General features: G+C 54.0%; 31 protein-coding genes. 28 read left to right on the forward strand and 3 right to left on the reverse strand.

Translation table 11 applies throughout. From position 1 onward, the window contains the following. Positions 1-2: 2 nt before the first annotated feature. The 3 genes from DFP98_RS06155 (at position 3) to DFP98_RS06165 (ending at position 2,280) form a co-directional block, all read left to right on the forward strand. Positions 3-872, forward strand: a complete 870-nt coding sequence (locus DFP98_RS06155; protein WP_116059669.1) for a carbohydrate ABC transporter permease — start codon at positions 3-5, stop codon at positions 870-872. Between the two features lie 23 nt (positions 873-895). Next, on the forward strand, positions 896-1,723 hold the full coding sequence (locus DFP98_RS06160) for a PIG-L deacetylase family protein (RefSeq protein WP_116059670.1): 828 nt from the start codon (positions 896-898) through the stop codon (positions 1,721-1,723). A gap of 356 nt (positions 1,724-2,079) precedes the next feature. After that, the gene (locus tag DFP98_RS06165; RefSeq protein WP_116059671.1) at positions 2,080-2,280 is read left to right on the forward strand and encodes a hypothetical protein; all 201 of its coding nucleotides are present in this window, start codon (positions 2,080-2,082) and stop codon (positions 2,278-2,280) included. A 92-nt stretch (positions 2,281-2,372) separates the two neighbouring features. On the opposite strand, the gene pdxR is transcribed toward DFP98_RS06165, so the two are convergent. Continuing rightward, the gene (pdxR, locus tag DFP98_RS06170) at positions 2,373-3,812 is read right to left on the reverse strand and encodes a MocR-like pyridoxine biosynthesis transcription factor PdxR (RefSeq protein WP_116059672.1); all 1,440 of its coding nucleotides are present in this window, start codon (positions 3,810-3,812) and stop codon (positions 2,373-2,375) included. 222 nt (positions 3,813-4,034) lie between these two features. Between pdxR and DFP98_RS06175 the strand changes: the two genes are divergently transcribed. From DFP98_RS06175 to DFP98_RS06215, 9 genes are all read left to right on the forward strand, one after another. Next, positions 4,035-5,000 carry a carbon-nitrogen hydrolase family protein gene (locus DFP98_RS06175; protein ID WP_116059673.1) on the forward strand — a complete coding sequence of 322 codons (966 nt, stop codon included), beginning with the start codon at positions 4,035-4,037 and terminating at the stop codon, positions 4,998-5,000. A gap of 116 nt (positions 5,001-5,116) precedes the next feature. After that, a complete protein-coding gene (locus DFP98_RS06180; protein ID WP_116059674.1) occupies positions 5,117-5,572 on the forward strand; it encodes a GNAT family N-acetyltransferase in 456 nt (151 codons plus the stop codon). A gap of 8 nt (positions 5,573-5,580) precedes the next feature. Next, positions 5,581-6,303: a class I SAM-dependent methyltransferase gene (locus tag DFP98_RS06185; RefSeq protein ID WP_246016428.1), complete on the forward strand. Its 723-nt coding sequence runs from the start codon at positions 5,581-5,583 to the stop codon at positions 6,301-6,303. 19 nt (positions 6,304-6,322) lie between these two features. Next, positions 6,323-6,616, forward strand: coding sequence for a hypothetical protein (locus DFP98_RS06190; protein WP_116059675.1), 294 nt, complete (start codon positions 6,323-6,325; stop codon positions 6,614-6,616). A gap of 15 nt (positions 6,617-6,631) precedes the next feature. Next, positions 6,632-7,291: an HAD family hydrolase gene (locus tag DFP98_RS06195; protein WP_116059676.1), complete on the forward strand. Its 660-nt coding sequence runs from the start codon at positions 6,632-6,634 to the stop codon at positions 7,289-7,291. Between the two features lie 13 nt (positions 7,292-7,304). Then, the gene (locus tag DFP98_RS06200) at positions 7,305-7,751 is read left to right on the forward strand and encodes a GNAT family N-acetyltransferase (protein WP_116059677.1); all 447 of its coding nucleotides are present in this window, start codon (positions 7,305-7,307) and stop codon (positions 7,749-7,751) included. A 19-nt stretch (positions 7,752-7,770) separates the two neighbouring features. Then, complete coding sequence (locus DFP98_RS06205) at positions 7,771-8,319, forward strand: NUDIX hydrolase (RefSeq protein ID WP_116059678.1); 549 nt, start codon at positions 7,771-7,773, stop codon at positions 8,317-8,319. A 19-nt stretch (positions 8,320-8,338) separates the two neighbouring features. Continuing rightward, positions 8,339-8,755 (forward strand): GNAT family N-acetyltransferase, encoded by a 417-nt coding sequence (locus DFP98_RS06210; RefSeq protein ID WP_116059679.1) that lies wholly within the window; start codon positions 8,339-8,341, stop codon positions 8,753-8,755. Between the two features lie 20 nt (positions 8,756-8,775). Beyond that, positions 8,776-8,967, forward strand: coding sequence for a hypothetical protein (locus DFP98_RS06215; protein WP_116059680.1), 192 nt, complete (start codon positions 8,776-8,778; stop codon positions 8,965-8,967). Positions 8,968-9,001: 34 nt separating this feature from the next. On the opposite strand, the gene DFP98_RS06220 is transcribed toward DFP98_RS06215, so the two are convergent. Beyond that, complete coding sequence (locus tag DFP98_RS06220; RefSeq protein ID WP_116059681.1) at positions 9,002-9,907, reverse strand: LysR family transcriptional regulator; 906 nt, start codon at positions 9,905-9,907, stop codon at positions 9,002-9,004. Positions 9,908-10,081: 174 nt separating this feature from the next. On the opposite strand from DFP98_RS06220, the gene DFP98_RS06225 reads away from it, so the two are divergent. From DFP98_RS06225 to DFP98_RS06270, 11 genes are all read left to right on the forward strand, one after another. Then, on the forward strand, positions 10,082-11,212 hold the full coding sequence (locus DFP98_RS06225) for an extracellular solute-binding protein (RefSeq protein WP_220377055.1): 1,131 nt from the start codon (positions 10,082-10,084) through the stop codon (positions 11,210-11,212). A 3-nt stretch (positions 11,213-11,215) separates the two neighbouring features. After that, the gene (locus DFP98_RS06230; protein ID WP_116059682.1) at positions 11,216-12,904 is read left to right on the forward strand and encodes an ABC transporter permease; all 1,689 of its coding nucleotides are present in this window, start codon (positions 11,216-11,218) and stop codon (positions 12,902-12,904) included. Then, positions 12,901-14,061, forward strand: coding sequence for an ABC transporter ATP-binding protein (locus DFP98_RS06235; RefSeq protein WP_116059683.1), 1,161 nt, complete (start codon positions 12,901-12,903; stop codon positions 14,059-14,061). The genes DFP98_RS06230 and DFP98_RS06235 overlap by 4 nt, the downstream gene beginning before the upstream one ends. Before the next feature lie 4 nt (positions 14,062-14,065). Further along, entirely contained in the window at positions 14,066-14,713 is a 648-nt protein-coding gene (locus DFP98_RS06240) for a metallophosphoesterase (RefSeq protein ID WP_116059684.1), read from the forward strand. A gap of 75 nt (positions 14,714-14,788) precedes the next feature. Then, entirely contained in the window at positions 14,789-15,481 is a 693-nt protein-coding gene (locus DFP98_RS06245; RefSeq protein ID WP_116059685.1) for an HAD family hydrolase, read from the forward strand. A gap of 45 nt (positions 15,482-15,526) precedes the next feature. Next, positions 15,527-16,033, forward strand: a complete 507-nt coding sequence (locus DFP98_RS06250; protein WP_246016429.1) for an SDR family NAD(P)-dependent oxidoreductase — start codon at positions 15,527-15,529, stop codon at positions 16,031-16,033. Between the two features lie 45 nt (positions 16,034-16,078). After that, a complete protein-coding gene (locus tag DFP98_RS39685) occupies positions 16,079-16,267 on the forward strand; it encodes a Rossmann-fold NAD(P)-binding domain-containing protein (protein ID WP_246016430.1) in 189 nt (62 codons plus the stop codon). 16 nt (positions 16,268-16,283) lie between these two features. Further along, positions 16,284-16,895, forward strand: a complete 612-nt coding sequence (locus DFP98_RS06255) for an HAD family hydrolase (protein WP_116059686.1) — start codon at positions 16,284-16,286, stop codon at positions 16,893-16,895. Further along, positions 16,895-17,449 (forward strand): GNAT family N-acetyltransferase, encoded by a 555-nt coding sequence (locus DFP98_RS06260; RefSeq protein ID WP_116059687.1) that lies wholly within the window; start codon positions 16,895-16,897, stop codon positions 17,447-17,449. The genes DFP98_RS06255 and DFP98_RS06260 overlap by 1 nt, the downstream gene beginning before the upstream one ends. Positions 17,450-17,492: 43 nt before the next feature. After that, positions 17,493-18,155, forward strand: coding sequence for an HAD family hydrolase (locus DFP98_RS06265; protein WP_116059688.1), 663 nt, complete (start codon positions 17,493-17,495; stop codon positions 18,153-18,155). A gap of 33 nt (positions 18,156-18,188) precedes the next feature. Beyond that, positions 18,189-18,713: a hypothetical protein gene (locus DFP98_RS06270; protein WP_116059689.1), complete on the forward strand. Its 525-nt coding sequence runs from the start codon at positions 18,189-18,191 to the stop codon at positions 18,711-18,713. A gap of 173 nt (positions 18,714-18,886) precedes the next feature. Here the strand turns inward: DFP98_RS06270 and DFP98_RS06275 are convergent, their stop codons facing one another. After that, positions 18,887-19,312 (reverse strand): PH domain-containing protein, encoded by a 426-nt coding sequence (locus DFP98_RS06275; protein WP_116059690.1) that lies wholly within the window; start codon positions 19,310-19,312, stop codon positions 18,887-18,889. Positions 19,313-19,529: 217 nt separating this feature from the next. On the opposite strand from DFP98_RS06275, the gene DFP98_RS06280 reads away from it, so the two are divergent. From DFP98_RS06280 to DFP98_RS06300, 5 genes are all read left to right on the forward strand, one after another. Beyond that, a complete protein-coding gene (locus DFP98_RS06280) occupies positions 19,530-19,751 on the forward strand; it encodes a DNA-directed RNA polymerase subunit alpha C-terminal domain-containing protein (protein ID WP_181917508.1) in 222 nt (73 codons plus the stop codon). Further along, complete coding sequence (locus tag DFP98_RS06285; RefSeq protein ID WP_116059692.1) at positions 19,748-20,308, forward strand: GNAT family N-acetyltransferase; 561 nt, start codon at positions 19,748-19,750, stop codon at positions 20,306-20,308. Before DFP98_RS06280 ends, DFP98_RS06285 begins: the two co-directional genes overlap by 4 nt. Beyond that, positions 20,305-20,724: a hypothetical protein gene (locus DFP98_RS06290; protein WP_116059693.1), complete on the forward strand. Its 420-nt coding sequence runs from the start codon at positions 20,305-20,307 to the stop codon at positions 20,722-20,724. The genes DFP98_RS06285 and DFP98_RS06290 overlap by 4 nt, the downstream gene beginning before the upstream one ends. Positions 20,725-20,790: 66 nt before the next feature. Continuing rightward, the gene (locus DFP98_RS06295; protein WP_116059694.1) at positions 20,791-21,069 is read left to right on the forward strand and encodes a hypothetical protein; all 279 of its coding nucleotides are present in this window, start codon (positions 20,791-20,793) and stop codon (positions 21,067-21,069) included. A 74-nt stretch (positions 21,070-21,143) separates the two neighbouring features. Continuing rightward, positions 21,144-21,614 carry a GNAT family N-acetyltransferase gene (locus DFP98_RS06300; RefSeq protein WP_246016431.1) on the forward strand — a complete coding sequence of 157 codons (471 nt, stop codon included), beginning with the start codon at positions 21,144-21,146 and terminating at the stop codon, positions 21,612-21,614. Positions 21,615-21,627: the final 13 nt, after the last annotated feature.

A 21,627-nucleotide genomic window follows, 5' to 3' on the forward strand; every position in this document is an offset into this window, starting at 1 on the left:
CGATGTCAACCGTCGCGGAAAATATCGGGCAAAGGCGCGGGCCCGGCCGTTACACAGGCAAAACGATCGTTTACGTGCTGCTGATCGCTTGGGCGTGCACGACCATCGTTCCGCTGTTGTGGGTGCTGCTTAATAGCCTCAAGTCGTCCGAGGAAATTTTAACGAACGCGTTCGGCTTGCCGGACAGCTTCAGCTTCGTTAACTATGCCAAGCTGAACGAATACGGGAATATCAACATTTTGCGCGGCTTTGCGAACAGCCTGCTCATCTCCGGCTCCGTCGTCCTCGGAGTCTCGATCTTTGCGGGCCTTGCTTCGTTCGTCCTGTCCCGCTTTCAGTTCAGAGGCAAGAGTCTGTTTAACGTGCTGTTCGTCGTCTGTATGCTGCTGCCGCAGTTCGCGGTTATTATACCGAACTTTATCATTATTAAAGAAATGCATTTGAACGGCACGTATTGGTCCGTTATTTTGCCGCAGATCGCCGGCAACCTGAGCTTCGCCATCATTATGATGACCGGTTTTATGGCGGCGCTGCCCGGAGAGCTCGAAGAGGCGGCGGTCGTAGACGGGGCGTCCATCTGGAAAATTTACTACCGTATCATATTGCCGCTGTGCGTGCCGATATTCGCAACGGTATCGATTATGATTTTTCTGTGGTCGTACAATGAACTGCTAATGCCGCTCGTGTATTTACCGGTGCGGGACATGCAGCCGATTTCGGTGCTGCTCTCGCTTGTCTCGAATGCGTACGGTACCGACTATGGCGCAATGATGGCCGCAATTGCGATCTCGATTGCGCCGCTGCTTGTCCTCTACATGATCTCGCAAGAAACTGTAATTAAAGGCTTGACCGCGGGCGCGGTCAAAGGCTAAAACCGCTTGGAGGATTATACACAATGAACCGCACACTGCAAATTATCGTAATCGCCGCTCATCCGGACGAGGCAGAGATTTATGCCGGAGGCACTGCGGCGCTGTATGCCGAACTGGGCCACTACGTCAAATTCGTCTCGCTGACGAACGGAGACTGCGGACATTTCAGCATGAACGGCCAAGCACTGATCGAGAGAAGAACGCAGGAAGCCTACGAGGCCGCTCGCAGGCTCGGCGTGAAAGAATATACGATTTTGGACATTCCCGACGGACAGCTTGCCTCGACGCACGAAATTCGTTCGGAAGTGATACGCCTGATTCGCAATTGGAAGGCGGACGTCGTTGTGACGTTTCATCCGGACGGACCCGGTCATATCGACAATCGCGGTGCGGGGAAAATCGTGCGGGATTGCGCCGATTTCATCGCCATGGTTCCCAATGCAGTGCCGGATGCGCCGTATTTGCTAAAATCCCCGTTATTTCTGCTGATGCCGGATTACGCGAAGAGGAACTCATACCGGCCGGACATTGTAATCTCCGTCGACGAGACGATCGAGAAGAAGCTGCTCGGCTGCGATGCCCATGCCTCCCAGTTTTACGAATTCGCGCCATGGCAGCGAGGTTTTCTCGATTCCGTTCCGTCGGGGTGGGAGAACAGACGTCAGTACATTTTGGACAATTGGAGCACGTTCTTGAATGTCTCGGAGGAGATGAAAGCTTCACTTGAAGCGCATTATGGCCAGGAGGCCGCCTCTCGCATTCGTTATGCAGAGCCTTTCGAGGTAGCCGACTACGGCAGAATGCCGGACGAGGAAGAGAAGAGGAAGCTGTTCCCGATGCTGTACCGCTAATGACGAACTCGACAGGGGCTGTCCCATAAGTAAAAAAGTCGTACGAAACGATGATCGATAGAGAATGTTGTCGTGCATGTATCTCCTTCCGATGCTATACGATCCTGAAATCCGAATGGTAAACCTGTGATAGGGTAATTTCAGGACCGTATGAGGCAGTCTCCAGAAGATACATGCACTTTTTCTTTGATCGATCATCTTGTACGACCCTACTTATGGGATAGCCCCTTTTTATAATTTTGAATTGGATGGGCATAAAAAAGCGGAAATGGTTGGTTTGCTTCGGCGGACGGTTTATTATAATGGGAATAGGAACAGCAGCAGAGTACTCATCATTCCCTTGGCAGGTGATAAACATGGCATGGCTGATGGCTATAGTCATTATCGTTATGGCAGCGGGATTGGTCGCGACATTGATCATCGGTCAATCGAAAAGCAATAAAGAAGCGGACCCCCGCTACTCGCAAAATACAGGAAAGAAGTGGCTGCGACTCGGCGGAATTTATGTCGTCGGCATGATTATAGTGGCCGCTATCGTAATCGCCTTGAACAATTGAGGCGCGAAACTTATTCCTGCTAACAACCTATGCGCCTAAGAATAGATAGAGCTGCCCCTGAGATTGCTTGATGGGCAGCTCTATTTCGTCGTTTAACCGTCGGTTGTTGCACGAAGCGCTTCCGCAAACCGGGCAATTCCCGATGGTATATCCTCCGTTCGCGCTCTGGCAAACGTAAACCGGACAAAGCCGGAATCCGATCCGTAGACGCTGCCAGGTACGAAAACAACGCCCCTGCGCACGGCTTCCTCCAGAAGCTTGCCGTCATGGATGTCCGGCGTCAGCTTGCACCAGAGATGCAGTCCCCCTTGAGGAATCTCGAAACGAATGAGATCTCCCAGCTCTCTATGGAGCGATTCAACCAGCAAGTCTCGCTTGAACAGCAGCTGCATTCTCAATCGTTCCAGATGAGGCTCGAAATAGGCGGAATTCAGAAATTGCGCGGCGACTTGCTGCGGAATAACGCTAAGGCCGAAATCCATTTGCTGCCGCGCGTCGGCCAGCCTCTCCGCGATCGCTCGCGGCGCCACCATCCAGCCGATCCGCAGCCCGGAGGCGGCGATTTTGGAGAACGAGCCGATGTACAGCACCGAGCCGATTTCATCCATCGCCTTCAGCGGCGACGGGGGCGCTCCATCGTACGAAGTCAGGCTGAACGGATCGTCTTCCACGATCGGCAGCGCCAGCTCGCTTGCTACGTCCAGCAGACGCTTTCGTCTCTCGGCAGCCAGCACCGTTCCCGTGGGATTTTGAAAGTTAGGGTTCGTGAACACCATCTTGATGCGGTGCTTCTTGTACAATGCCCGCACATCGTCGGGGTCGATGCCGTACCGGTCGACGGGAAGACGGAACAACCGCAAGCCCGCGGACTGAAACATTGGCAGAGAGTAGCAGTACGACGGATCTTCGATGGCTACGGCGTCTCCCGGCGACAGTAGACACTGCGTAATCAGATACAGCGACTGCTGAGAGCCCGATGTCACGAGCACCGACGCCTCGGTCGTGCGGATATTACGATGGGCCTCCAAATAAGAGACGAGCGCTTGGCGAAGCGGAATATAACCTTGCGGGTTATCGTAGCCGAGGTACGACGTATAGCGATGCTCGCTCATCAGCGCGGCGATTTCGTCGTTGGGCGCAAGATCGCCGGCCAGCTCGCCGCTGGCGAAATCGATCAGCTCGGGATTATGGGCCAGAGCTTCCCGGATTTTGCGCATAAAAGGCAGGTTGGGCAGGAAGCCGCCGCCCTCCGAATAACGCTTCCAGTTCGGCGTATGCTTGGGCGCAACGCCCCATTTGGTCGCGCTTACGCGCGTGCCGCTGCCTGTCCGGCTTTCGATGATTCCGGTCGATCTAAGCTCGGCGAAGGCCATGATGACCGTACTGCGATTGACTCCAAGCTGCTCGGCCAGCTTTCGTTCCGAAGGCAGCAGGCTGCCGGGCGGAAATTCGCCGTAGGAGATACGCTGCTCCAGATGATCGGCGATCTGTTCGTATAGCGGTTGTTGGCTGTGACGGTCCGGCTTCCACATCTATATCGACTCCCGTTATTCAATCGGACTTAGTGAAATTTTATCATACCACCGTTCGGCGGAAAATAAGTCTCCGTTTTTCGGAATAACGAGGTCAGATTGTCACGATTTGTTGAACGTGGATGGGGAGAAGAATGGCGAACTGGAGGGTCAACTTTCGGTCCGTTTTTGATATCATAGTGATCCAGGATGTTAAATCGGAATGAGGAGTGACGAGTCAAGATGGATAATCGTTACGTCAAAGTTGCCGTTGTTCAAGCTGCGCCAATACTGTTCGACAAGCAATCCGCAATGGATAAGATCGGGAGCATGTCAAGACAAGCGGCGGCCGAAGGAGCGAAGCTGATCGTTTTTCCGGAGGTATTCCTGCCCGGGTATCCCCGGGGCCTGGGATTCGGCGCGCGCGTCGGCAGCCGTACGGAGGAAGGAAGACAGCATTGGCGGCGCTATTGGGCAAGCTCGATCGACATCCCCGGAGCGGAGACGGAGCTGTTGGGGGAATTGGCCAAGGAGCTCGGGGTGTATTTGATCGTCGGAGCGGTAGAGCGGGATCGGGAGTTCAGCAGAGGCACGCTCTATAACACGATCGTTTATTTCGGACCGGACGGGGACCTTCTGGGCAAACATCGCAAGCTGGTGCCGACGGGCTCCGAGCGACTCTTATGGGGGCAAGGGGACGGCAGCACGTTAACCGTCATCGATACGCCCTACGGCAGAATCGGCGGCTTGATCTGCTGGGAAAACTACATGCCGCTCGCTCGCGCCGCCATCTATGCGCAGGGTATCGATATTTACATTGCGCCGACCGCCGACGCCCGGGATTCATGGCAGGCGACGATCCGGCATATCGCCTGCGAAGGCCGCTGCTACGTGCTGTCCAGCAATCAATATGCGACGAAATCTTCCTATCCCGCAGATTTGGCCGGGCATGAAGACCTTCGCGAAGACGACGAGATTTTGAGCAGGGGAGGCAGCGCCATCGTCGGACCGCTCGGAGAATACGTCGCGGAGCCGCTCTACGATAAGGAAGGGCTGCTGTTCGCCACGCTGGACCTCGATCAGGTCGCGCAAAGCCGCTTTGATTTCGACGTCGTCGGGCACTACAGCCGTCCGGATATTTTTCGACTGATCGTGAACGATGCCAAACAAGAAATCGTGAAGAAATCATCGGATCTTGTGAGAGAATAATTAACGAGTCAAATATAAAACTTGTATTGAACATTTTACCAAATTTATGTTGTGAACTATAATGATAGGAAAAAGACCGAGGGGATGAACCTCGTCCGACTGAAAGGATGTCCGGAATGCCGACGATTACCCGTGCGAACAAAGCGGATTTGCCGGAAATTCTTCGGCTTCAGTATGCCGCCTATCAAAGCGAGGCCGAGATCTACGACGATTATATGATTCAGCCGCTCACGCAAACTTTGGAACAATTAGAACGCGAAGCGGAGGAATGGATCGTTTTCAAAGCTGAACTCTCTGGAAGAATTGTCGGCTCGGTCAGAGTTCGCCCGGGAGAAGGGCAATGTACGATCGGCAAATTAATCGTGCATCCGGACGTCCAGAACCGCGGAGTCGGCAAGAGGCTTATGAAAGCTGTGGAGGATTCCTTTCCCGATGTGAATACGATCGAGCTGTTCACTGGGCATAGGAGCGAGCGGAATATTCAGTTTTATAGCAAGCTGGGTTACGAGATTTTCAAGGAAGAGGAGGTTAACGACCGTCTGATTTTGGTCTATTTTCGTAAGGAGCTTTAGGGGGATCTGTGATTGAAAATCTAGGAGGCAGACTTCAGGAAATCAGAGAAGAAGAAAGAAAATATCACGAGGCGCTGTACGAAAATCAAAAGCTGTTTGCTAAGGGCTCTTGGCTGGCGAAGCCGGTGCGTACGGTGATGGAGGCCTTGGAGAGCTTTGCGGCGTACGATTATGTGCGGGTGTTGGATCTTGGCTGCGGAGTCGGGCGAAACAGTATCCCGATCGCTCAATTTCTACAGGCCCGCTCGGGAGAAGTTGTATGCGTCGATCTGTTGGTTTCGGCTCTGTCCAAGCTGGAGGTTTACAGTCGAGAATACGGAGTCGGAGAGCAGATCAGAACCATGCAATCCGACATCGGCGACTATGCGATCGCCCCAGACGAATATGACTATATCGTCGCCGTATCTTCCCTTGAACATGTAGAGTCTGAGAGAATGTTTATGTCGGTGCTGGGCAGAATGGCGCGGGGGACACGCCGATGCGGCGTCAACTGCATTATCATGAGCGCGAGCATTCGAGAAACGGACGCATTAACGGGGGAGAAGCTAGAGCCGTATATGGAGCTGAATTTGTCGGAAGAACGGCTGCGGCAGATATTATCGTCTGCCTATCCGGGCTGGGGGACGCTCTATACGACGACTAAAGCGCTGCAGTTCGAAATTGAAAGAAACGGACGCGACATTTTGCTGACAAGCGATTGTGTTACCTTCGTCGTACGTAAGGAGAGTTAGACGACAGGGGCGAAGAGGGTTGAAAATACGATATGTAATCGAAGGCCTGCTGTTTGGGCTGATGGTTTATGCGGGTTATATCGGATGGGCGATCCTCTCGGGATTGATGCTTACGCGTAGTTATGTTCCGGACATTACGGAGCGTTATGAAAGCGTGGAGGAGCTCGAGCATAAAGTATCATTCGGAGTGATTATCGAGCCGAATTGGTTGATTCTTGCGGGCAGCTTTGTTTTGTTGGCTGTGCTGTATTACGTCGTCAGGACCTGGGCTGCCAAGCGTTCGGCGTCGAGGAAGAATCCAGACGGCAGATAAGGCAGGTAAGATCAAATGGAGAAGCACCCGGTTAGAGGCATCATCTTCGATATGGATAATACGCTGCTTCGCTCGAGCATCGATTTTGGATGGATGAAGCGGGACATTCATGCCTACCTCCGCGAGCGCGGCTTGCTGCCAGACAATGTGAAATTAGACAGTGAAACCTCATCCACGCTCATTCAGCTTGCGCTTGAGACTGGCGACATGACGCAACTGCAGGAGGAGGAGGTTTGGGCGATTGCCGGCAAGCACGAATTAGCGGGCATGGAGGGGGCGGAGCTGGAGCCTGGCGTCCCCGCTATGCTGGAGGAGCTGCGGGGGAAATATCTTCTTGTCGTTCTTACGAACAATTCGCTGTCGGCGGCAAGGGCGGCGTTGGATGATAATCGGATTTCGCACTGCTTCGACCTGATTGTCGGTCGGGAAAACGCTGGCAAACTTAAACCGTCGCCGGACGGGTTTCAATACATTATGAACAGCTATCCTCAGCTTGATCGACGAAGTTGGCTTTCGGTTGGAGACGCGTGGATCGACTGCAAAGCGTCGCAGGACGCCTGCGTGCGTTTTATCGCATATCGGGCCGACCTGACGAAGCTGCGCAGCGCCGGGTTGACTCCGGATGGCTGTATTGCGCATATGGGCGAGCTCTTGAATTTCATTCCATGCATTTAGGGGGAGGAGCCCAATGGAGATTCGCTTAAGAGCTGCATCTCCGGATGATGTCGGCTTATTGGCCGATATGAATAAGCGTTTGATTGAAGACGAGGGCAGCTCTAATCCGCTGGACCGTGAGCAGCTTCAAGCTCGCATGCGGAACTGGCTCGAAGCCGACTGGAAGGCCGATTTTCTGATCTGCGGGGAAGAAACCGCCGGATACGCGCTCTATCGTTTCAAAGAAAACGACTACCATCCGGGAATAAAAGAAGTATACTTAAGGCAGTATTTTGTCGGTCGCGAGTATCGAGGCAAGGGGCTTGGGTTGCAGGGAGTAACGCTGTTGAAGAAGCTGCGGTTCAAGGGCGTCGCGACGATCGAGATCGATGTGCTGGAGGAGAACCGGCTCGGAAAGAGCTTCTGGTTACGGGCGGGCTTCGAGCCTTATGCCTGCAATATGAGAATGAGAAATACATAAGTCGGAGAGAGCGCAAAACATGATCAAATACAACATTTGCTTTATTAGACGCGGCGACGAGCTGCTGCTGCTGAACCGGAACTTCGCCCCTTGGTTGGGACGTTGGAACGGAGTGGGCGGCAAGCTCGAGGCGAACGAGACGCCCCGCGACGCGATGATTCGTGAAATTCGCGAGGAGACCGGAATAGAGGGGTACGGGCTGGAGTATAAAGGGATGATCACTTGGAATGACGACGACGCCAGCTTCGGCGGAATGTATCTGTACGTGGCGGAAGTGGAGGGAAGCTTCGACTACGCGACTCCGCTTGAGACGGACGAAGGCATCCTGCATTGGCGGCCGATCGACTGGATTATGGACGCCAATAATGGCGGCGTCGTATCGAATATTCGCCGGTTTCTGGAAGCGGCCTTGCAGGAACCGCACTGCTATGAGCATCATTGCTACTATCGCGGCGACGAGCTGGTTTCCTTCCAATCCAGCCGAATCAGTCCGTTGACGGAAAACGATGCTCGGCTGCGGGAGACTTGTCTGAGAGAGGCGCATAGCGAAATTTTGTCTGTCAAATAAAAATAAGGGGTGACTAAGTATGGCGGACGCTCTCAAGCTCATCCGAGGAACCGGCGACGAAGCTCTTCGCGTTCGCAATAAGTTGATCGAATTCAATTCAAGGCATGTTCCAAACGGAACATACGAGGAATTGAATCTCGTATTGAAAAACGATAACGATGAAGTCGTTGCCGGTCTTAACGGCGTCATGCGCTGGAACTGGCTGGATATCGAGATTCTGTGGGTGTCCGACGATGCTCGCGGCCAAGGACTGGGAAGAACACTGCTGGAGGAAGCCGAGCGGTTCGCTCGAGTCAAGGAATGCACCTTTATCAAATTGAACACGTTCAGCTTTCAGGCGCCCGAATTTTACAAGAAATTCGGTTACGAAGTCATCGCGATCATCGACAATGCCCCGACCGGGTACAAGCATTATTTTTACAAGAAAGATCTCTGAGCACATAGGGGGGATTGCGCATGGACGCTATACTCATCGCTACTGTATTGCTCTTGATTCTGCTGTTCATCGGTCAGAGCAGGAATGCCGTCCTACTGAAGAAAAAGCTGGAGAACGACGAAAGAATTATCAATCGTCTCGATCTAGTATTGCAGGAAATGAAGCGGAACAGCACCGACGGCAACAGCCCAGAGCGCGGAAATAAGCCGTAATCAAACGCAGCCGAAACCGAATCATCGTCCGGCGTCATTCCGCAAGAACGGACATGCTGGACCTGGCGAAGCTCAAAAACTGGCGCAAATGGGGGGACAACGTTTCCTCGTCCCGAAGCGCAAGACAGATGAACCGGTTATTGCGATAACGGGGAAGCGGACGCTGGATTAATTCGCCGGACTGCGTTTCCCGGATTGCGCTTCTCCATGGCAGCACGCCGATGCCCATATTGCACTTCAGCCCCTCTTTGATCGTCTCGATCGCTCCCATCTCCATGGCCGAATCCAGTTTTAGTTCGACCTGCTCCGCCCATTCGTCGGTGAGCTGCCGCGAGGTCGTACCGGACTCATGCAGCAGAAACGTTTCCCGATGCAACTGCTCCACCGCGATTTCCTCGAAAGAAGCCAGTGGATGTTCGGGACATAGGAACAGTCTCAGCCCGTCCTCCGCCAATCTGTAGACAACAAGCCCTTCAGCGTCCTCCACTTTCTCGGGCAGCGATACGATCGCCGCATCGATCTCGTAATTACGCAGCATGGCCAGCGTCGATCTTGCTTTTTTGACGGTCAACAGAAGTTGCACGTCGGGATGCAGAACGCGGAACTGCGCCAGATACTTGGGGATAAAATAGGTCGCGGGCGTGTGGCTTGCCCCGATTCGAAGTCTTCCGCCTTGTCGGTTCCTCAACTCGCTCATCCGTTCCTCGGCTTCATCCACCAGCGCGACAATCCGCCGGGCGTAGGGCAGAAGCTCGAATGCGTCGCTTGTCGGTCGGAAGCCCCGCGCGTTTTTGCGCCATAGCGTAAGTCCGAGCGTCTCTTCCAGCTTTCGCAGATGGAAGCTGACGGTGGGCTGCTTCAAGCCCAGCTGTTCGGCCGTCTCGATCAAAGTTTGGCCGTCGCATACCGACAAGAACACCTTTAACTGCTGCACGTTCATCGTATTCCCTCCGCTTCTTCGTTTCGAGTAATTATAGATATAATCTATATTTATATCAATATAAATAGATTTATTTAACATAAATAGCGGGCGGAATTAACATCTCTTGTACAAACCGATGTTACTTTTTTAGTAGAGCATTTCACACTAGATTGGTGGAGGGTACAAGAGATTATGAAAAAAACGAAAACGAAGTTGACGGGAATTTCACTGCTGCTGGCCATTGCGATGACGGTGATGTCGGCGTGCGGGGCTAACGGCAACAATGCAGCGAACAGCGGCGCTCAACCGACGACGTCCCCTTCGGCAGAAACGGCGTCTCCGTCGGCCGAGACAACGCCCGCTAGCGAGGAGCCGACTCCCGAAACGCAAGACGAAGGCACGTTAACCGTATACCTGAACGATTTCGACGATATTATCGGTCCGATGTTCGAAGCGGCAACCGGACACAAAATCAACCTCGTCAAGGGCAATGGAGCGGAGATCATGTCCCGGATTCAAGCGGAGAAGGGCAATCCGCACTGGGACGTCGTCTGGCTGGATGCGATGCCGACCGTCTACGGCATGGGAGAGGATAACCAACTGCTGACGGACTGGGTGCCGGACAATGCAGCCAAGCTTAAGGATACGTATCAAGCTTACGTTCCAGCTAACAAGTCGTTCTATCCGACCGGCGCTCACGCTGCGGGAATCATCGTCTATAACACGAATGCGTACACGGCCGATCAGGCTCCCAACTCTTGGGACGACTTTGCGAAGCCGGAATTCAAGGGCGCGGTCGGCATGGCCGATCCGGCCATCGCAGCTCCCGCGTTCCCGTTCGTCGCACGTTTCTTCAGCGAGAAGCAGCTTGACGGCGGCAAAACCTTCTTCGATTCTCTGTTCGCCAACGGCTTGAAGGTATATCCGAAAAACCCTAACGTTGCAGCGGCGCTCAGCTCCGGGGAGATCAAAGCGGCAGCGCTGCAGGAATCCAATGCCTACGGTTTGGTGAATTCCGGCGAGCCGATCGGCATCATCTGGCCGGAAGACGGCGCTCCGGCTTCCGTACGCGTCGCCGCGATTCAGAAAAATACGAAAAATCCGAACGCGGCCAAGGCGTTCGTCAACTTCCTGCTCGACCCGGCCACTCAGCAGCAACTGATCGATCAAGGCGATGAGAGCTACTTCGAGCCTTCCGTCCCGGGCGTTAATCCGAAGGCGGATCGCGCGGCCGATGCCAACCTGGTTGCTGCAGACGCCGCATGGGCGTTCGAGCACGAAGCCGAGATCAAGCAATGGTTCGCCGACAAAGCGGTGAAGTAAGCCATGCTGAAGCCGAGGCTTAATCAGAATCGCCTCGGATGGTTTGTAAGTCTCGCCCTGTGCATTCTGGTCCTGTTCCCCTTGGCGGCAGTCATCGTTCAGGTGCTGCTGCCGGGGGTTTTCTTCGGAGATTGGAAGCTGGGAGACTTGCGGCTCTTGCTGGAGCTGTTTAACCGTCCGTTATGGCTGAAGTCGTTGGAAAATTCCGTGCTGCTGGCAAGCGGAACGACGCTGCTTGCTACGCTGCTCGGCGGCATGCTGGCTATGGCGCGAGCGACATGGCGCTTCCCGACCGCGCGCCTGCTCGATGCGGCCGTCTGGGGGCTGTTGATCACGCCCTCGTTTATTTTAGCGCAGGGGTGGGTCATGTTTGCCGCAGGCGGCGGCTTGGCCGTCAAGCTGCTGGGCTGGAGCTGGATTACGCCCGCCGTATTCCAGCCGGCGGGGCTGATCGTCGTTATGACGCTCAGCAAGTTTCCGCTCGCTTATTTAAGCGTTCATGCCGCGATGGAGTGGAAGGTGGAGCAGCTCGCCGAAGCGGCCAGACTGTGCGGCGCATCCGCATGGCGGGTCTGGCGCACTGTACAGGCGCCGCTGCTGCTGCCCGCGTTTCTGGCTGGCGCTGCGCTCGTGTTCATGGATACGGTCGGGGATTTCGGGCTGCCGGCTTCGATCGCCGCCGTCTACCGGTTCCCGACGCTTCCTTACTCGATTTATTCCGCGCTGTACACGTCGCCGATCCGCTTCGATATGGCCGGAGTGTTGTCCTTTTATCTGGTACTGCTCATATCGCTGGCGATGCTGCTGCAATTTTATGTCATGCGGCGTTCGCGCTTCGATTTTCTGTCGGCGCGCGCTATCCCGTCTGAACCGAAGCCTGCCGGCCGGATGACGCCGCTCCTGACGATCGGCAACCTGTTGTTCCTGCTTGTCGTAGTCGGCATTCCGATCGGCACGAACGTGCTGATGTCGCTGTTCCGGACGCAATCCGGCGGGTTCACGCTCGATAATCTGACGTTCTCGCACTATGTCTCGCTGTTTGCGGACCACAGCCAGCTGTTAGCGGGATTGGGCCGGTCCTTGCTCATCGCTTCCGTCTCCGCACTGGCGGGGCTCGCGCTGGGCGTCGCGGTGGCGTTCGTGCTCACCTACTCCCGTTTCCGCTTTAAGCGCTGGATCGAAGTGATGTCGCTCGTTACGCTGGCCGTTCCGGGCGTCGTGCTGGGTATCGGCTACATTTTCGTCTGGAATCAAGCCTGGCTCGAATCGATCGGATTGCTGCTGTACGGCAAGCCGGCTATACTCGTGCTTGCTTCCGTCGCTGGCGCCGTTCCCGTCATTACGAGAATTATGGTGGGCGCGATGGCGAAGGTGCCGGGCACGCTGCTCGACGCGGCGCAGATGCAAGGAGGCTCCTTGCTGAACCTCGTAAGGCTCATTCTGGCTCCGCTCATTCGCGGCGCGTTGCTGTCGGCGGCTCTCGCCGCTTTCGGCTCAAGCGTATTCGACCTGGCGGTAAATGCGATTTTGTTCCCGCCAAACTTCTTTACGCTTCCGGTTTCGATCAACAAAGCTTTCGAGGATTTGAACTTCGGCTATGCGTCCGCAGCCACAATGCTGGGCGGAGGAACTGTTATTCTGATTATTCTGCTGCTGGAGATGCTCCTGCGGCGAAAGGTGGCCCGCACATGAACGGAGCTTCTCGCGAACGACCGCTTCTGGAAATTAAAGACGTTGCCAAGCGCTACGAATCCCATCAAGCGCTGGGGGGCGTCTCTCTCGATATGCGCAAAGGAGAAATCATCAGTGTCCTGGGACCGTCCGGCTGCGGCAAATCGACGCTGCTGCAGCTCATAGCCGGACTCGCCCTTCCGGACGGCGGCGAAATCCTGCTTGAAGGTGCAGTGATCTCCTCCTCTCGCGGCATGCAACCGCCGGAGAAACGCGGCGTGAATATGGTGTTTCAAGATTATGCGCTTTGGCCGCATTTGAGCGTGTTCGACAACATTGCATACGGGCTGAAGAACCGGCGCATGGACCGCGCCGACATCCGCAAACACGTCGGCGAATTGCTGGAGATGCTGCAGCTTGTCGGACTGGAGAAGCGGCTTCCGCCGCAGTTGTCCGGCGGTCAGCAGCAGCGGGTCGCGATCGCGCGAGCGTTGGCGACGCAGCCCCGGCTTCTGCTGCTCGACGAGCCGCTGTCCAATCTCGACATGCGGCTGAGAATTGAAATGCGCACCGAAATGGCCTATTTGTTCCGGCATCTCGGCACGAGCGTGTTTCATGTGACGCACGATCCGGAGGAAGCGTTCGCCATGGCCGACCGGCTGCTCATTATGCGCAGCGGCGCGGTCGATCAGATCGGAACTCCGGCCGATTGCTACGCGCTGCCCGCGAGCCGTTGGGCCGCTTCGCTGCTTGGCGCGATCAACCGGATCGAAGGGACGATCGTCCGAACGGCTCGCGGCGTCGGTCTGAGAAGCGGCTCGATTGTGATCGAGGGAGTAGGAGCCGAAGCTTTCGCCGAAGGCAGCGAAGCGGAGCTGCTCTTTCGTCCGGACGACATCGTCTTTCACGGTTCCGGCGAAGCGGAGATTACCGTTGCCGCCGAGACGGCCGCAGCTTATGAAGGTGGACGGCGGCAGGGAGACGATCGGACGACGTTTGGTCTGACCGTGCGGCACAGCACCTTCGAAGGCAAACGGTGGCGCATCGTCGCCAATACCGATGCCGGGCAGAAGCTCTATCTGCTTGTAGAGCGGCAGTTGCCGCCGGGGACGCCTATTACCGTCTCGCTGCCCAGATCCGCAGCTTACATCTACGACAAGTCGCAGGAAAGGGGTTAATCCGTTGAGCATTTCCCAACGTCCCCGTTTGTTAGCCGTATCGGATATACACGGACACGAAGAAGGTCTGTTGTTGCTACTCGAGACGGCCGGCTATAAAGCGGGGGAGGACCGGCTGGTGCTGCTAGGAGATTACGTGAACGAAGAGCCGGAATCCTGGGACACCTTGAGAACGATTAAGAAACTGTCCGATCAAGGAGCCGTAGCGCTCCCCGGCAACACCGACCTAATGGTGGCGGGGTTGGATACAGCTCCCGCGCAGCTTGCGCCGCTGTTGGAATGGTTGAAGTCTCTTCCCTCTTATTGGATCGCGGACGATTATCTGTTTGTACACGCCGGCATCCGTCCGGGAATTCCGCTTGACCAGCAATCGCTGCGAGATCTGACGGAGATCCGCGAGCCGTTCTGGAGGGAAACCGTTGACGTTCCGTACACCGTTATTTTCGGTCACACGCCCACCTACAAGCTCGGCGCAGAAATCGGGCGAATCTGGTGCGAAGCCGGACGATTAGGCATTGACACTGGGGCAAAACACGGCCAGCGCCTGACGCTGCTGGATGTCGGGCAGCGGCGGTGCTACTCCTGCTCGACCTCTCCGCTGAATCTATACCAAGACATTCGCGTCGATTTCGTGTATAATTCTGGAAGATAACTCAAACGAACATGACCCTGCCTAAGATAGGAGCTATCTATGGCGGGGTCTTGTCTATTGACGGGAGGGGAGAGTATGTATAAAGCGATCATTTTCGACTTGGACAATACGCTGCTGGATTATTCGTTCAGCGAACTGGACGCCATGAAGCGAACGCTTGCCGATCATCGCCTGTTTGTGGATGAAGAGGAGCAATGGGATGCGTTCTGGACCATTTTCTCACAGCATAACCTCCGGCACTGGATGGATTTCGTCAACAATCGCGGCCCTCACAGATCGATTCAAGACGTGTTAATCAGTTCCTTCCGCGACTCGCTCGAAGCTGACGCGTCCCAGCACGAACGGCTTACGGCGTCCTACTGGGACTATTTTTGCAACACTTGTTATTTCGAAAACGGCGCGAGAGACGTACTCGATTTTGCGAGAGCTCGCTATAAGCTAGGCATCATCTCCAACGGAATCGGCGAAGCCCAGAGACGCAGGCTCGCCGCGGGGGATATTTTCAACCTGTTCCATTCGGTCGTCGTATCGGACGAAGTGGGCATCCGCAAGCCGCGGAAAGAGATTTTCGAATACGCCCTGGAGGAGCTGCGTCTGGCTTCGCGTGACGTTCTCTTTGTAGGCGATTCGTTGGCCGACGATTATGAAGGAGCCCGTAATGCTGGCATCGACTTCTGCTTCTATAACAGAGGGAAGACGGAGCTCGCGGATTTGCATAGTCCGAAGTACGTGATTAGGGAAATGAGCGAATTGCTGGAGTGTCTTTAAGCGAGAAAATGTAAGGATGATCTGTAAACAGGAGAGTGCGACGGGATGAGTCAAGGACACTTTATCATTACGGGGACATCCAGAGGAATTGGCCGTCGATTGGCCGAACTGCTCTTGGAAAGAGGCGACTACGTACATGGAATCTCTAGAGGGCCGGTCGGCGAGCTGGAACGATACGAACGTTATCTTCATAAGCGGTTCGATCTGAGCGAAGTGGATGAGCTTAAGCCGTTGCTTGACGACATTGTCGGCCGTATCGATACGGCCGATACAAATATGGTTTGTCTAATTAACAACGCTGCAGTACTTGAGCCGCTGAAGCACGCCGAGCATTGCAGCGCCAAGGAATTGAATCGCAGCTTGCAAACGAGTTTGCTAGCGCCTATGGTCCTCTCATCCCGATTCCTTAAGCTCACTGAAAGTTTTACCGCAAGACGTAAAATAATCAATATCTCTTCGGGATCGGGAACGTCGCCCATCCCCGGAATGAGCGCGTACTGCTCGGCGAAGGCCGGAATCAACATGTTCACGCGTTGCATCGGGATGGAATAAGCCGAGAAAGAAGATCCTGTCGAGATCGTCGGCGTTGATCCGGGCATGGTTGACACGGATATGCAGACCGCGGCCAGAGGGCAGGATGAGCGTTTCTTTCAGATGGCGGCTTTTTTCCAGGAAGCCTATCGGGAGGGGCAATTAAAGACAACGGATGAAGTGGGGGAACGTCTCCTCTCCATTATCGATACAAGATATGAGTCGGGACAAATCCTTAACTGTCTGGACATTTAACCCGGAGGATAGACAGATGACTGACAGACCTCAGCTCGTTCTGGATGTGGCGGGCGTAATCATCAGCAATTTTTCTTCTCGCTTTTTCCGTATGCTGGATTTGGAATTCGGGGTAGCCTACTCGGAAGTCCGCGATAGGTTTATGAGCATTCGCCAAGAATTGTGGACCGGTCGTCTGGGAGAGGCGGGGTTTTGGAATTGGCTGCAAACTCATTATCCCAATTTGAAGGCGGATCAGGCCCGGAATGCGCTGATCCAGTCGCTGGAGACTTTGCCTGCGACAGAGTGTCTTCAGAATTGGAGCCGTATTGCCGATATTCATCTGCTTAGCAATCATTGCCGCGAATGGCTGAATCCGCATCTGGCTGTCATTGAGCCATTCGTTCGCAGTATAACGATCTCTAACCAAGTCGGGCTCTGCAAGCCTGATATTCGTATCTACGAGCTGGTGCAGTCCCATTTCGACGGCAATACGCGGATTCTGTACGTTGACGATCAAGAGAAAAATCTAATTCCCGCACTGGAGCTGGGATGGCGCACCCTGCTTGCGGATCGGGAGCATCATTGGCTGGATCGCGTGGAATTTCTAATGAATTCGCAGATCGACTGTAATGAGAGGAATGGCTAATGGAAATTAAGCGGCTCACAGCTTTGTCTGGAGAAGAGTTTCATGAGCTTGGCGTATTCGGATACACATCGATGCAGAAATACGAAGCGATAACTGAAGAGACGGAGGATGCCTTTCATCTTCGCTTGAGTTTGGTTCAGTTAAAAGCCCCCTTTATCAAGCAAGAGTTAAGTAATGACGAAGATATCGAGAACTACAGGAAAATGGTTAAGCTTGGCCACTCCCTCGGGCTGTACGCAGACGGTCGATTGGCTGCGCTGGCCATAACGGAACCGCAGACATGGAACAACACGTTGATGATCTGGCATTTTCAAGTGCATGAGGGCTACAGGCGGCGGGGGTTCGGCCGGCAACTGCTTGGCGAAGTCGTCGAATTGGCTCGCCGGGGCGGTTTCAGGGCCGTAACGTTGGAAACGCAGAATACGAACAGCGCGGCGATCCGATTTTATCGGCAATGCGGCTTTACCGTAGAAGGAATCGACCTTTCGCTGTACGCGAATCGGGGAACAGGCAGCGAGGAGATTGCTTTGTTTATGAGAAAAAATACGACCTAGAGCAAGCTCGTTACAACGGATGTCTTGCAGAGAGGGGCAAGCCATGAGTTCGATTAAAGCCGTTCTGTTCGATCTGGACAATACGATATTGGACCGAACGAGAACGTTCAGCAATTTTACACATGCTTTTATTTCTAACTACTTCCGACACATAGAGTTCCCGCAGTCGATATACGAGACAATCATTGAACGGGATCAGGACGGCTATAAGGACAAGAACGAATTGTTTGCGGAACTGATCGACCTTCTGCCTTGGCAAGCTAGACCCCGACTGGAAGAACTGATGGGCTTTTACGGTGCAGAGTATGTCGGGAACGCTATTCCTATGAATCGGGCCAGAGAAGTAGTGCTCGAGCTCAAAAAACGGTACAAAACCGGCCTGATCACAAACGGCAAAACGGCCATCCAATACGGCAAAATCGATCGGCTCGGCATTAGGGACGACTTCGACCTCATTCTGGTATCGGAAGAGGCGGGGATCAAGAAACCCGATCCGCGAATATTCGAGCTGGCGCTCGAGCGCCTTCGGCTTCAGCCTGAAGAGTGCGTCTACGTAGGCGATCATCCTGTCAACGATATGGAAGGAGCGTCTCAGATCGGCATCGGCGGAATATGGATGAAGGTAAATCAGCCGTGGAGAGAGGAGCTTTCCGCACGTCCCTTGCACACGATTCGTCAGTTGGAAGAGCTGTTGACGCTGCTTTAATTGAAGGAAATCCGAAAGCGGGAGGAAGCGAAAATGACCATTAGAGAGCTGGCATATTTGGCGATTAGAGTGATGGCGGTTTACTTTTTCGTGCTTGGACTGAATCATCTGGTCAATTATTTGGACTTTGCCTTGCCTGCCTATTTGCAAGTGCTGGGGGAAGATATATCGTATGGAAAAGTGTTCTTGCTCGTCGGCGTTCCGTCGATTCTGTTGCTCGTCATAAGCGTGGCGTTGTGGTTGTCGGCGGGCAAATTAAGCCGATCTCTCGTTCCGTCCCGTTCAGGCGAGAACGAAACCTCTCCGTCCTTCAGAGGGGTGGAGGCGTTCGTGTTGGCGGTAGTCGGACTTATATTGGCGATACTTGCGATCACGACCTTGGCGAGAATGCTGCTGAATTACGCGAACATGGATGCCCAAAATCTGTATATCGACAACAGAAGCTTCTACATTTCCCTTGTGGAGCAAGGAATTCGGCTGCTGCTGGGTATCGTCCTGACGGTAAAAGCGGAAGGGTTCGCGCAGCTGTTGCGGAAAATCAGGGGGAATCGAGCTTGAAGAGGTTTATGGCCCGTCTATACTCTGCGCCGTGGAGATCGCATCCTCAGAGTCGGCTTTAAAAACATGCCGTCCAGCAAGGAAGAGCTCGGAGAAGAATTTGCATTTTTGCTAGAGTATGTAGGGACTACGGATTAAACCGCCGAAACCGCCCTTCGGGGGCGGTTTCCTTGTCATGAATTCAACCGTTTGCTGTTTTGAGAAGCAATCGTCATCAACGTGACATAAATCGGTTGAACGCTCATTTTTTTGCCGAATTCGAACTTGTAGCTGGCGGTTTGAACGTTATTCGCTCTATGGTACGGCGAAGTAATATAGTGGATCACGATCTCGCTGTCGTCGAAGCCGGTCCCGGCCGTCTCCATCGACACCTCGTAGATTGAATTCAAGTGAATGGACGCTACTCTAGTTTTTCGGCCGGTCACGCCTTGGTGATCAATCAAGATCAAGCGGTCGTCGGTGAAAATAAATGCGTCGCGAACGAGTTTAAATCCCATGTGGATGTGCTCGTCCGGCATGAGATAAGCGCCGTATTGATTTTGCAGCTCTTGCACCGATACTTCCGAATAGTTGCCGAGTATGCCGCCGAATAAGGACATTGAAATTCCTCCCCGTTTTGTCTGTCTCATGAGCTTGCAATCGAATTTCCTCCATTCTACAACTAGAAGATATTCCCCTCCCGCGAGAAATAGTATAGAATATTTATTCCGTTCTGCTGAGGAATGCCGAAGGGGCGGGGCGTCTCGCAGCCTTCTCAGGGTGAACTATGGTACAATACAAAGAGTGGAAAAAAGCTCAAACTCAGGAGGTATGAAGATGACTGAAGCGAGAGAGGGCCATCCGTTCCCGTCCGGCATGTCCCGTCCGGCTCTTCGAGCGCTGGAGGGTGCCGGAATAACGACGTTGGAACAGGTGGCCGGACATAGCAAGGCGGAGCTGCTTAAGCTGCACGGCTTCGGGCCGAAGTCGATTCGTTTGCTTCATCCTGCGCTTGAGGAGATCGGACTGACGTTTGCGGAAAAAGGGAGAAAGCAATGATCGTCAAACAATATGTCACCTCCCGGCTGAAGCTAAGAACGCTCGACGAGAAAGATGCCCCGCAGGTTCTGGACTACGTGGTGCGCAACGAGCAGTTTCTGTTTCCTTGGGAGCCGCTGCGAACGCCGGATTATTATACGCTGGAAAGGCAGCGGGAGCTGCTGCGTTTCGATCAGTCGAGCATGGCGCTGGAACAGCTGCTCAAAGTTTGGTTGTTCAAGCAAGCAGAGCCGAACCGAATCATCGGCTCGATCGCTTTAAGCAACATCGTTAGGGGCGCTTTTCAATCCTGTCATTTGGGTTATAAGCTGGATGGCGAAGAGGTTAACCGAGGCTATATGGAAGAGGCGCTTCGAGCGGTAGTGTCGATTGCCTTCGAGGAGCTCCGGCTTCATCGCATTGAGGCGAATATTATGCCGCGTAACGGAGCTTCGCTTCGTCTCGTCGAGAAGCTTAATTTCCAGCCTGAAGGGCTGGCCCGCAAGTACTTGAAAATCAACGGGAAATGGGAGGATCACATTCACATGACCTTGATTAACGAGGCGCCGGATTTATGAAGCGAACCGAACGCAGCCTCGCCAGCAAAATGATCGGCGCCTTTACAGCGTCCGTACTGTTTGCCGTCTATATCACTGTGTTTTTTCCCGTTTTAAGAGAAAATTTAGGGCTGCAGCTTATTGCCGTTTTTTTCATTGCGTACGCTTTTATTGTTATCATCGTTTTTCCGGTCTCCCTGCTTATCGATAAGCTGGCTAGATCCGGCCGATCTCCGGCACTGCAGGCGTTCGGCAACGTATTGCTGGTCGCAGCTTCGCTTGGGATTGCGCTCGGCGTGCTGGTTTCGATCGGAGGGAGAGCGAGCAGTCAACTGGCGCTCTGCGGGTTAGTGTTGATCTACGGCTATTTGGCCCTGGACCAGCTCTTATCCCGCATCGAAAGCAAATATAGAAAAGTTAACGATGCGCAGACGTAAGGACGAACGATTATAAACGGTTCAAGAGGCGCAATAGATCAAATCTTCGCGCGGAGGGGATATCAGATGATTGTTGTCGTGTTTTGGTTTATCGGCATGTTTATATTCTTTTTTATTCTGTACAATGTCATTCAGCACGCGCTGAACACGTCGGAGATGGCGAAGGATTTATCCGAGATCAAGCAACTGCTGAGAGAACAGGCCGCGAGCCGTCCGACACCTCCTCCGCCGGCTCCACGGGATTTCGAGGACATTAGGGAAGCTTACGACCGCTGCCCGGGCTGCGGCCATGCCGTTCAAGCGCATCATCCCGTTTGTCCGGAGTGCGGACTGAGCCTGACTTGACGGGCTGCCCGCGGTTCGTACGAGGAGAGACAGCTTAGAAGAAGTTATTGAGCATAAGGGAGGACTGTGAAGAAGTGAAGCTAAGCTTCAGGAAAAGGTCGAGCGAAGACGAGATACCTTACGAACTGCTGCTGCTCGCCGATCCTTCTCGGGAGATGGTTGACGATTATATCGTTAGAGGGGATTGCTACCTAGCCTATGAGGACGGCGAGCTTGTCGGACAATTCGTTCTTATTGCGACGCATCCGCGCACGCTCGAAATCGTTAATGTCGCCGTCCGCGAGTCCCGTCAGGGGCAAGGCATCGGCAAAGCGCTAGTTTTTAAGGCCATTGAGACCGCTCGGGAAGCAGGAGCCGCGGTGCTGGAGATCGGCACGGCCAATTCCAGTTTCGACCAGCTTCGATTGTACCAGAAATGCGGCTTTCGGATCGTCGGCGTGGATGCCGGCTTCTTCGTTCGACATTACCCGGAGCCGATCTGGGAGAACGGCATTCGCGTACTGGATATGATAAGATTGAGATTAGATCTACACGACATAAATTGAATGTCGATACATT

Source organism: Cohnella phaseoli, assembly GCF_003386235.1.
GTDB classification, from domain to species: domain Bacteria; phylum Bacillota; class Bacilli; order Paenibacillales; family Paenibacillaceae; genus Cohnella; species Cohnella phaseoli.

Excerpts from the sequence above, each read along its gene's own strand:
- DFP98_RS06155 (WP_116059669.1), top strand. The coding sequence starts at position 3 with ATGTCAACCGTCGCGGAAAATATCGGGCAAAGGCGCGGGCCCGGCCGT.
- DFP98_RS06160 (WP_116059670.1), top strand. The coding sequence starts at position 896 with ATGAACCGCACACTGCAAATTATCGTAATCGCCGCTCATCCGGACGAG.
- DFP98_RS06165 (WP_116059671.1), top strand. The coding sequence starts at position 2,080 with ATGGCATGGCTGATGGCTATAGTCATTATCGTTATGGCAGCGGGATTG.
- pdxR (WP_116059672.1), bottom strand. The coding sequence starts at position 3,812 with ATGTGGAAGCCGGACCGTCACAGCCAACAACCGCTATACGAACAGATC.
- DFP98_RS06175 (WP_116059673.1), top strand. The coding sequence starts at position 4,035 with ATGGATAATCGTTACGTCAAAGTTGCCGTTGTTCAAGCTGCGCCAATA.
- DFP98_RS06180 (WP_116059674.1), top strand. The coding sequence starts at position 5,117 with ATGCCGACGATTACCCGTGCGAACAAAGCGGATTTGCCGGAAATTCTT.
- DFP98_RS06195 (WP_116059676.1), top strand. The coding sequence starts at position 6,632 with ATGGAGAAGCACCCGGTTAGAGGCATCATCTTCGATATGGATAATACG.
- DFP98_RS06200 (WP_116059677.1), top strand. The coding sequence starts at position 7,305 with ATGGAGATTCGCTTAAGAGCTGCATCTCCGGATGATGTCGGCTTATTG.
- DFP98_RS06205 (WP_116059678.1), top strand. The coding sequence starts at position 7,771 with ATGATCAAATACAACATTTGCTTTATTAGACGCGGCGACGAGCTGCTG.
- DFP98_RS06210 (WP_116059679.1), top strand. The coding sequence starts at position 8,339 with ATGGCGGACGCTCTCAAGCTCATCCGAGGAACCGGCGACGAAGCTCTT.
- DFP98_RS06215 (WP_116059680.1), top strand. The coding sequence starts at position 8,776 with ATGGACGCTATACTCATCGCTACTGTATTGCTCTTGATTCTGCTGTTC.
- DFP98_RS06220 (WP_116059681.1), bottom strand. The coding sequence starts at position 9,907 with ATGAACGTGCAGCAGTTAAAGGTGTTCTTGTCGGTATGCGACGGCCAA.
- DFP98_RS06225 (WP_220377055.1), top strand. The coding sequence starts at position 10,082 with ATGAAAAAAACGAAAACGAAGTTGACGGGAATTTCACTGCTGCTGGCC.
- DFP98_RS06230 (WP_116059682.1), top strand. The coding sequence starts at position 11,216 with ATGCTGAAGCCGAGGCTTAATCAGAATCGCCTCGGATGGTTTGTAAGT.
- DFP98_RS06235 (WP_116059683.1), top strand. The coding sequence starts at position 12,901 with ATGAACGGAGCTTCTCGCGAACGACCGCTTCTGGAAATTAAAGACGTT.
- DFP98_RS06245 (WP_116059685.1), top strand. The coding sequence starts at position 14,789 with ATGTATAAAGCGATCATTTTCGACTTGGACAATACGCTGCTGGATTAT.
- DFP98_RS06250 (WP_246016429.1), top strand. The coding sequence starts at position 15,527 with ATGAGTCAAGGACACTTTATCATTACGGGGACATCCAGAGGAATTGGC.
- DFP98_RS39685 (WP_246016430.1), top strand. The coding sequence starts at position 16,079 with ATGGTTGACACGGATATGCAGACCGCGGCCAGAGGGCAGGATGAGCGT.
- DFP98_RS06255 (WP_116059686.1), top strand. The coding sequence starts at position 16,284 with ATGACTGACAGACCTCAGCTCGTTCTGGATGTGGCGGGCGTAATCATC.
- DFP98_RS06260 (WP_116059687.1), top strand. The coding sequence starts at position 16,895 with ATGGAAATTAAGCGGCTCACAGCTTTGTCTGGAGAAGAGTTTCATGAG.
- DFP98_RS06265 (WP_116059688.1), top strand. The coding sequence starts at position 17,493 with ATGAGTTCGATTAAAGCCGTTCTGTTCGATCTGGACAATACGATATTG.
- DFP98_RS06270 (WP_116059689.1), top strand. The coding sequence starts at position 18,189 with ATGACCATTAGAGAGCTGGCATATTTGGCGATTAGAGTGATGGCGGTT.
- DFP98_RS06275 (WP_116059690.1), bottom strand. The coding sequence starts at position 19,312 with ATGTCCTTATTCGGCGGCATACTCGGCAACTATTCGGAAGTATCGGTG.
- DFP98_RS06280 (WP_181917508.1), top strand. The coding sequence starts at position 19,530 with ATGACTGAAGCGAGAGAGGGCCATCCGTTCCCGTCCGGCATGTCCCGT.
- DFP98_RS06285 (WP_116059692.1), top strand. The coding sequence starts at position 19,748 with ATGATCGTCAAACAATATGTCACCTCCCGGCTGAAGCTAAGAACGCTC.
- DFP98_RS06290 (WP_116059693.1), top strand. The coding sequence starts at position 20,305 with ATGAAGCGAACCGAACGCAGCCTCGCCAGCAAAATGATCGGCGCCTTT.
- DFP98_RS06295 (WP_116059694.1), top strand. The coding sequence starts at position 20,791 with ATGATTGTTGTCGTGTTTTGGTTTATCGGCATGTTTATATTCTTTTTT.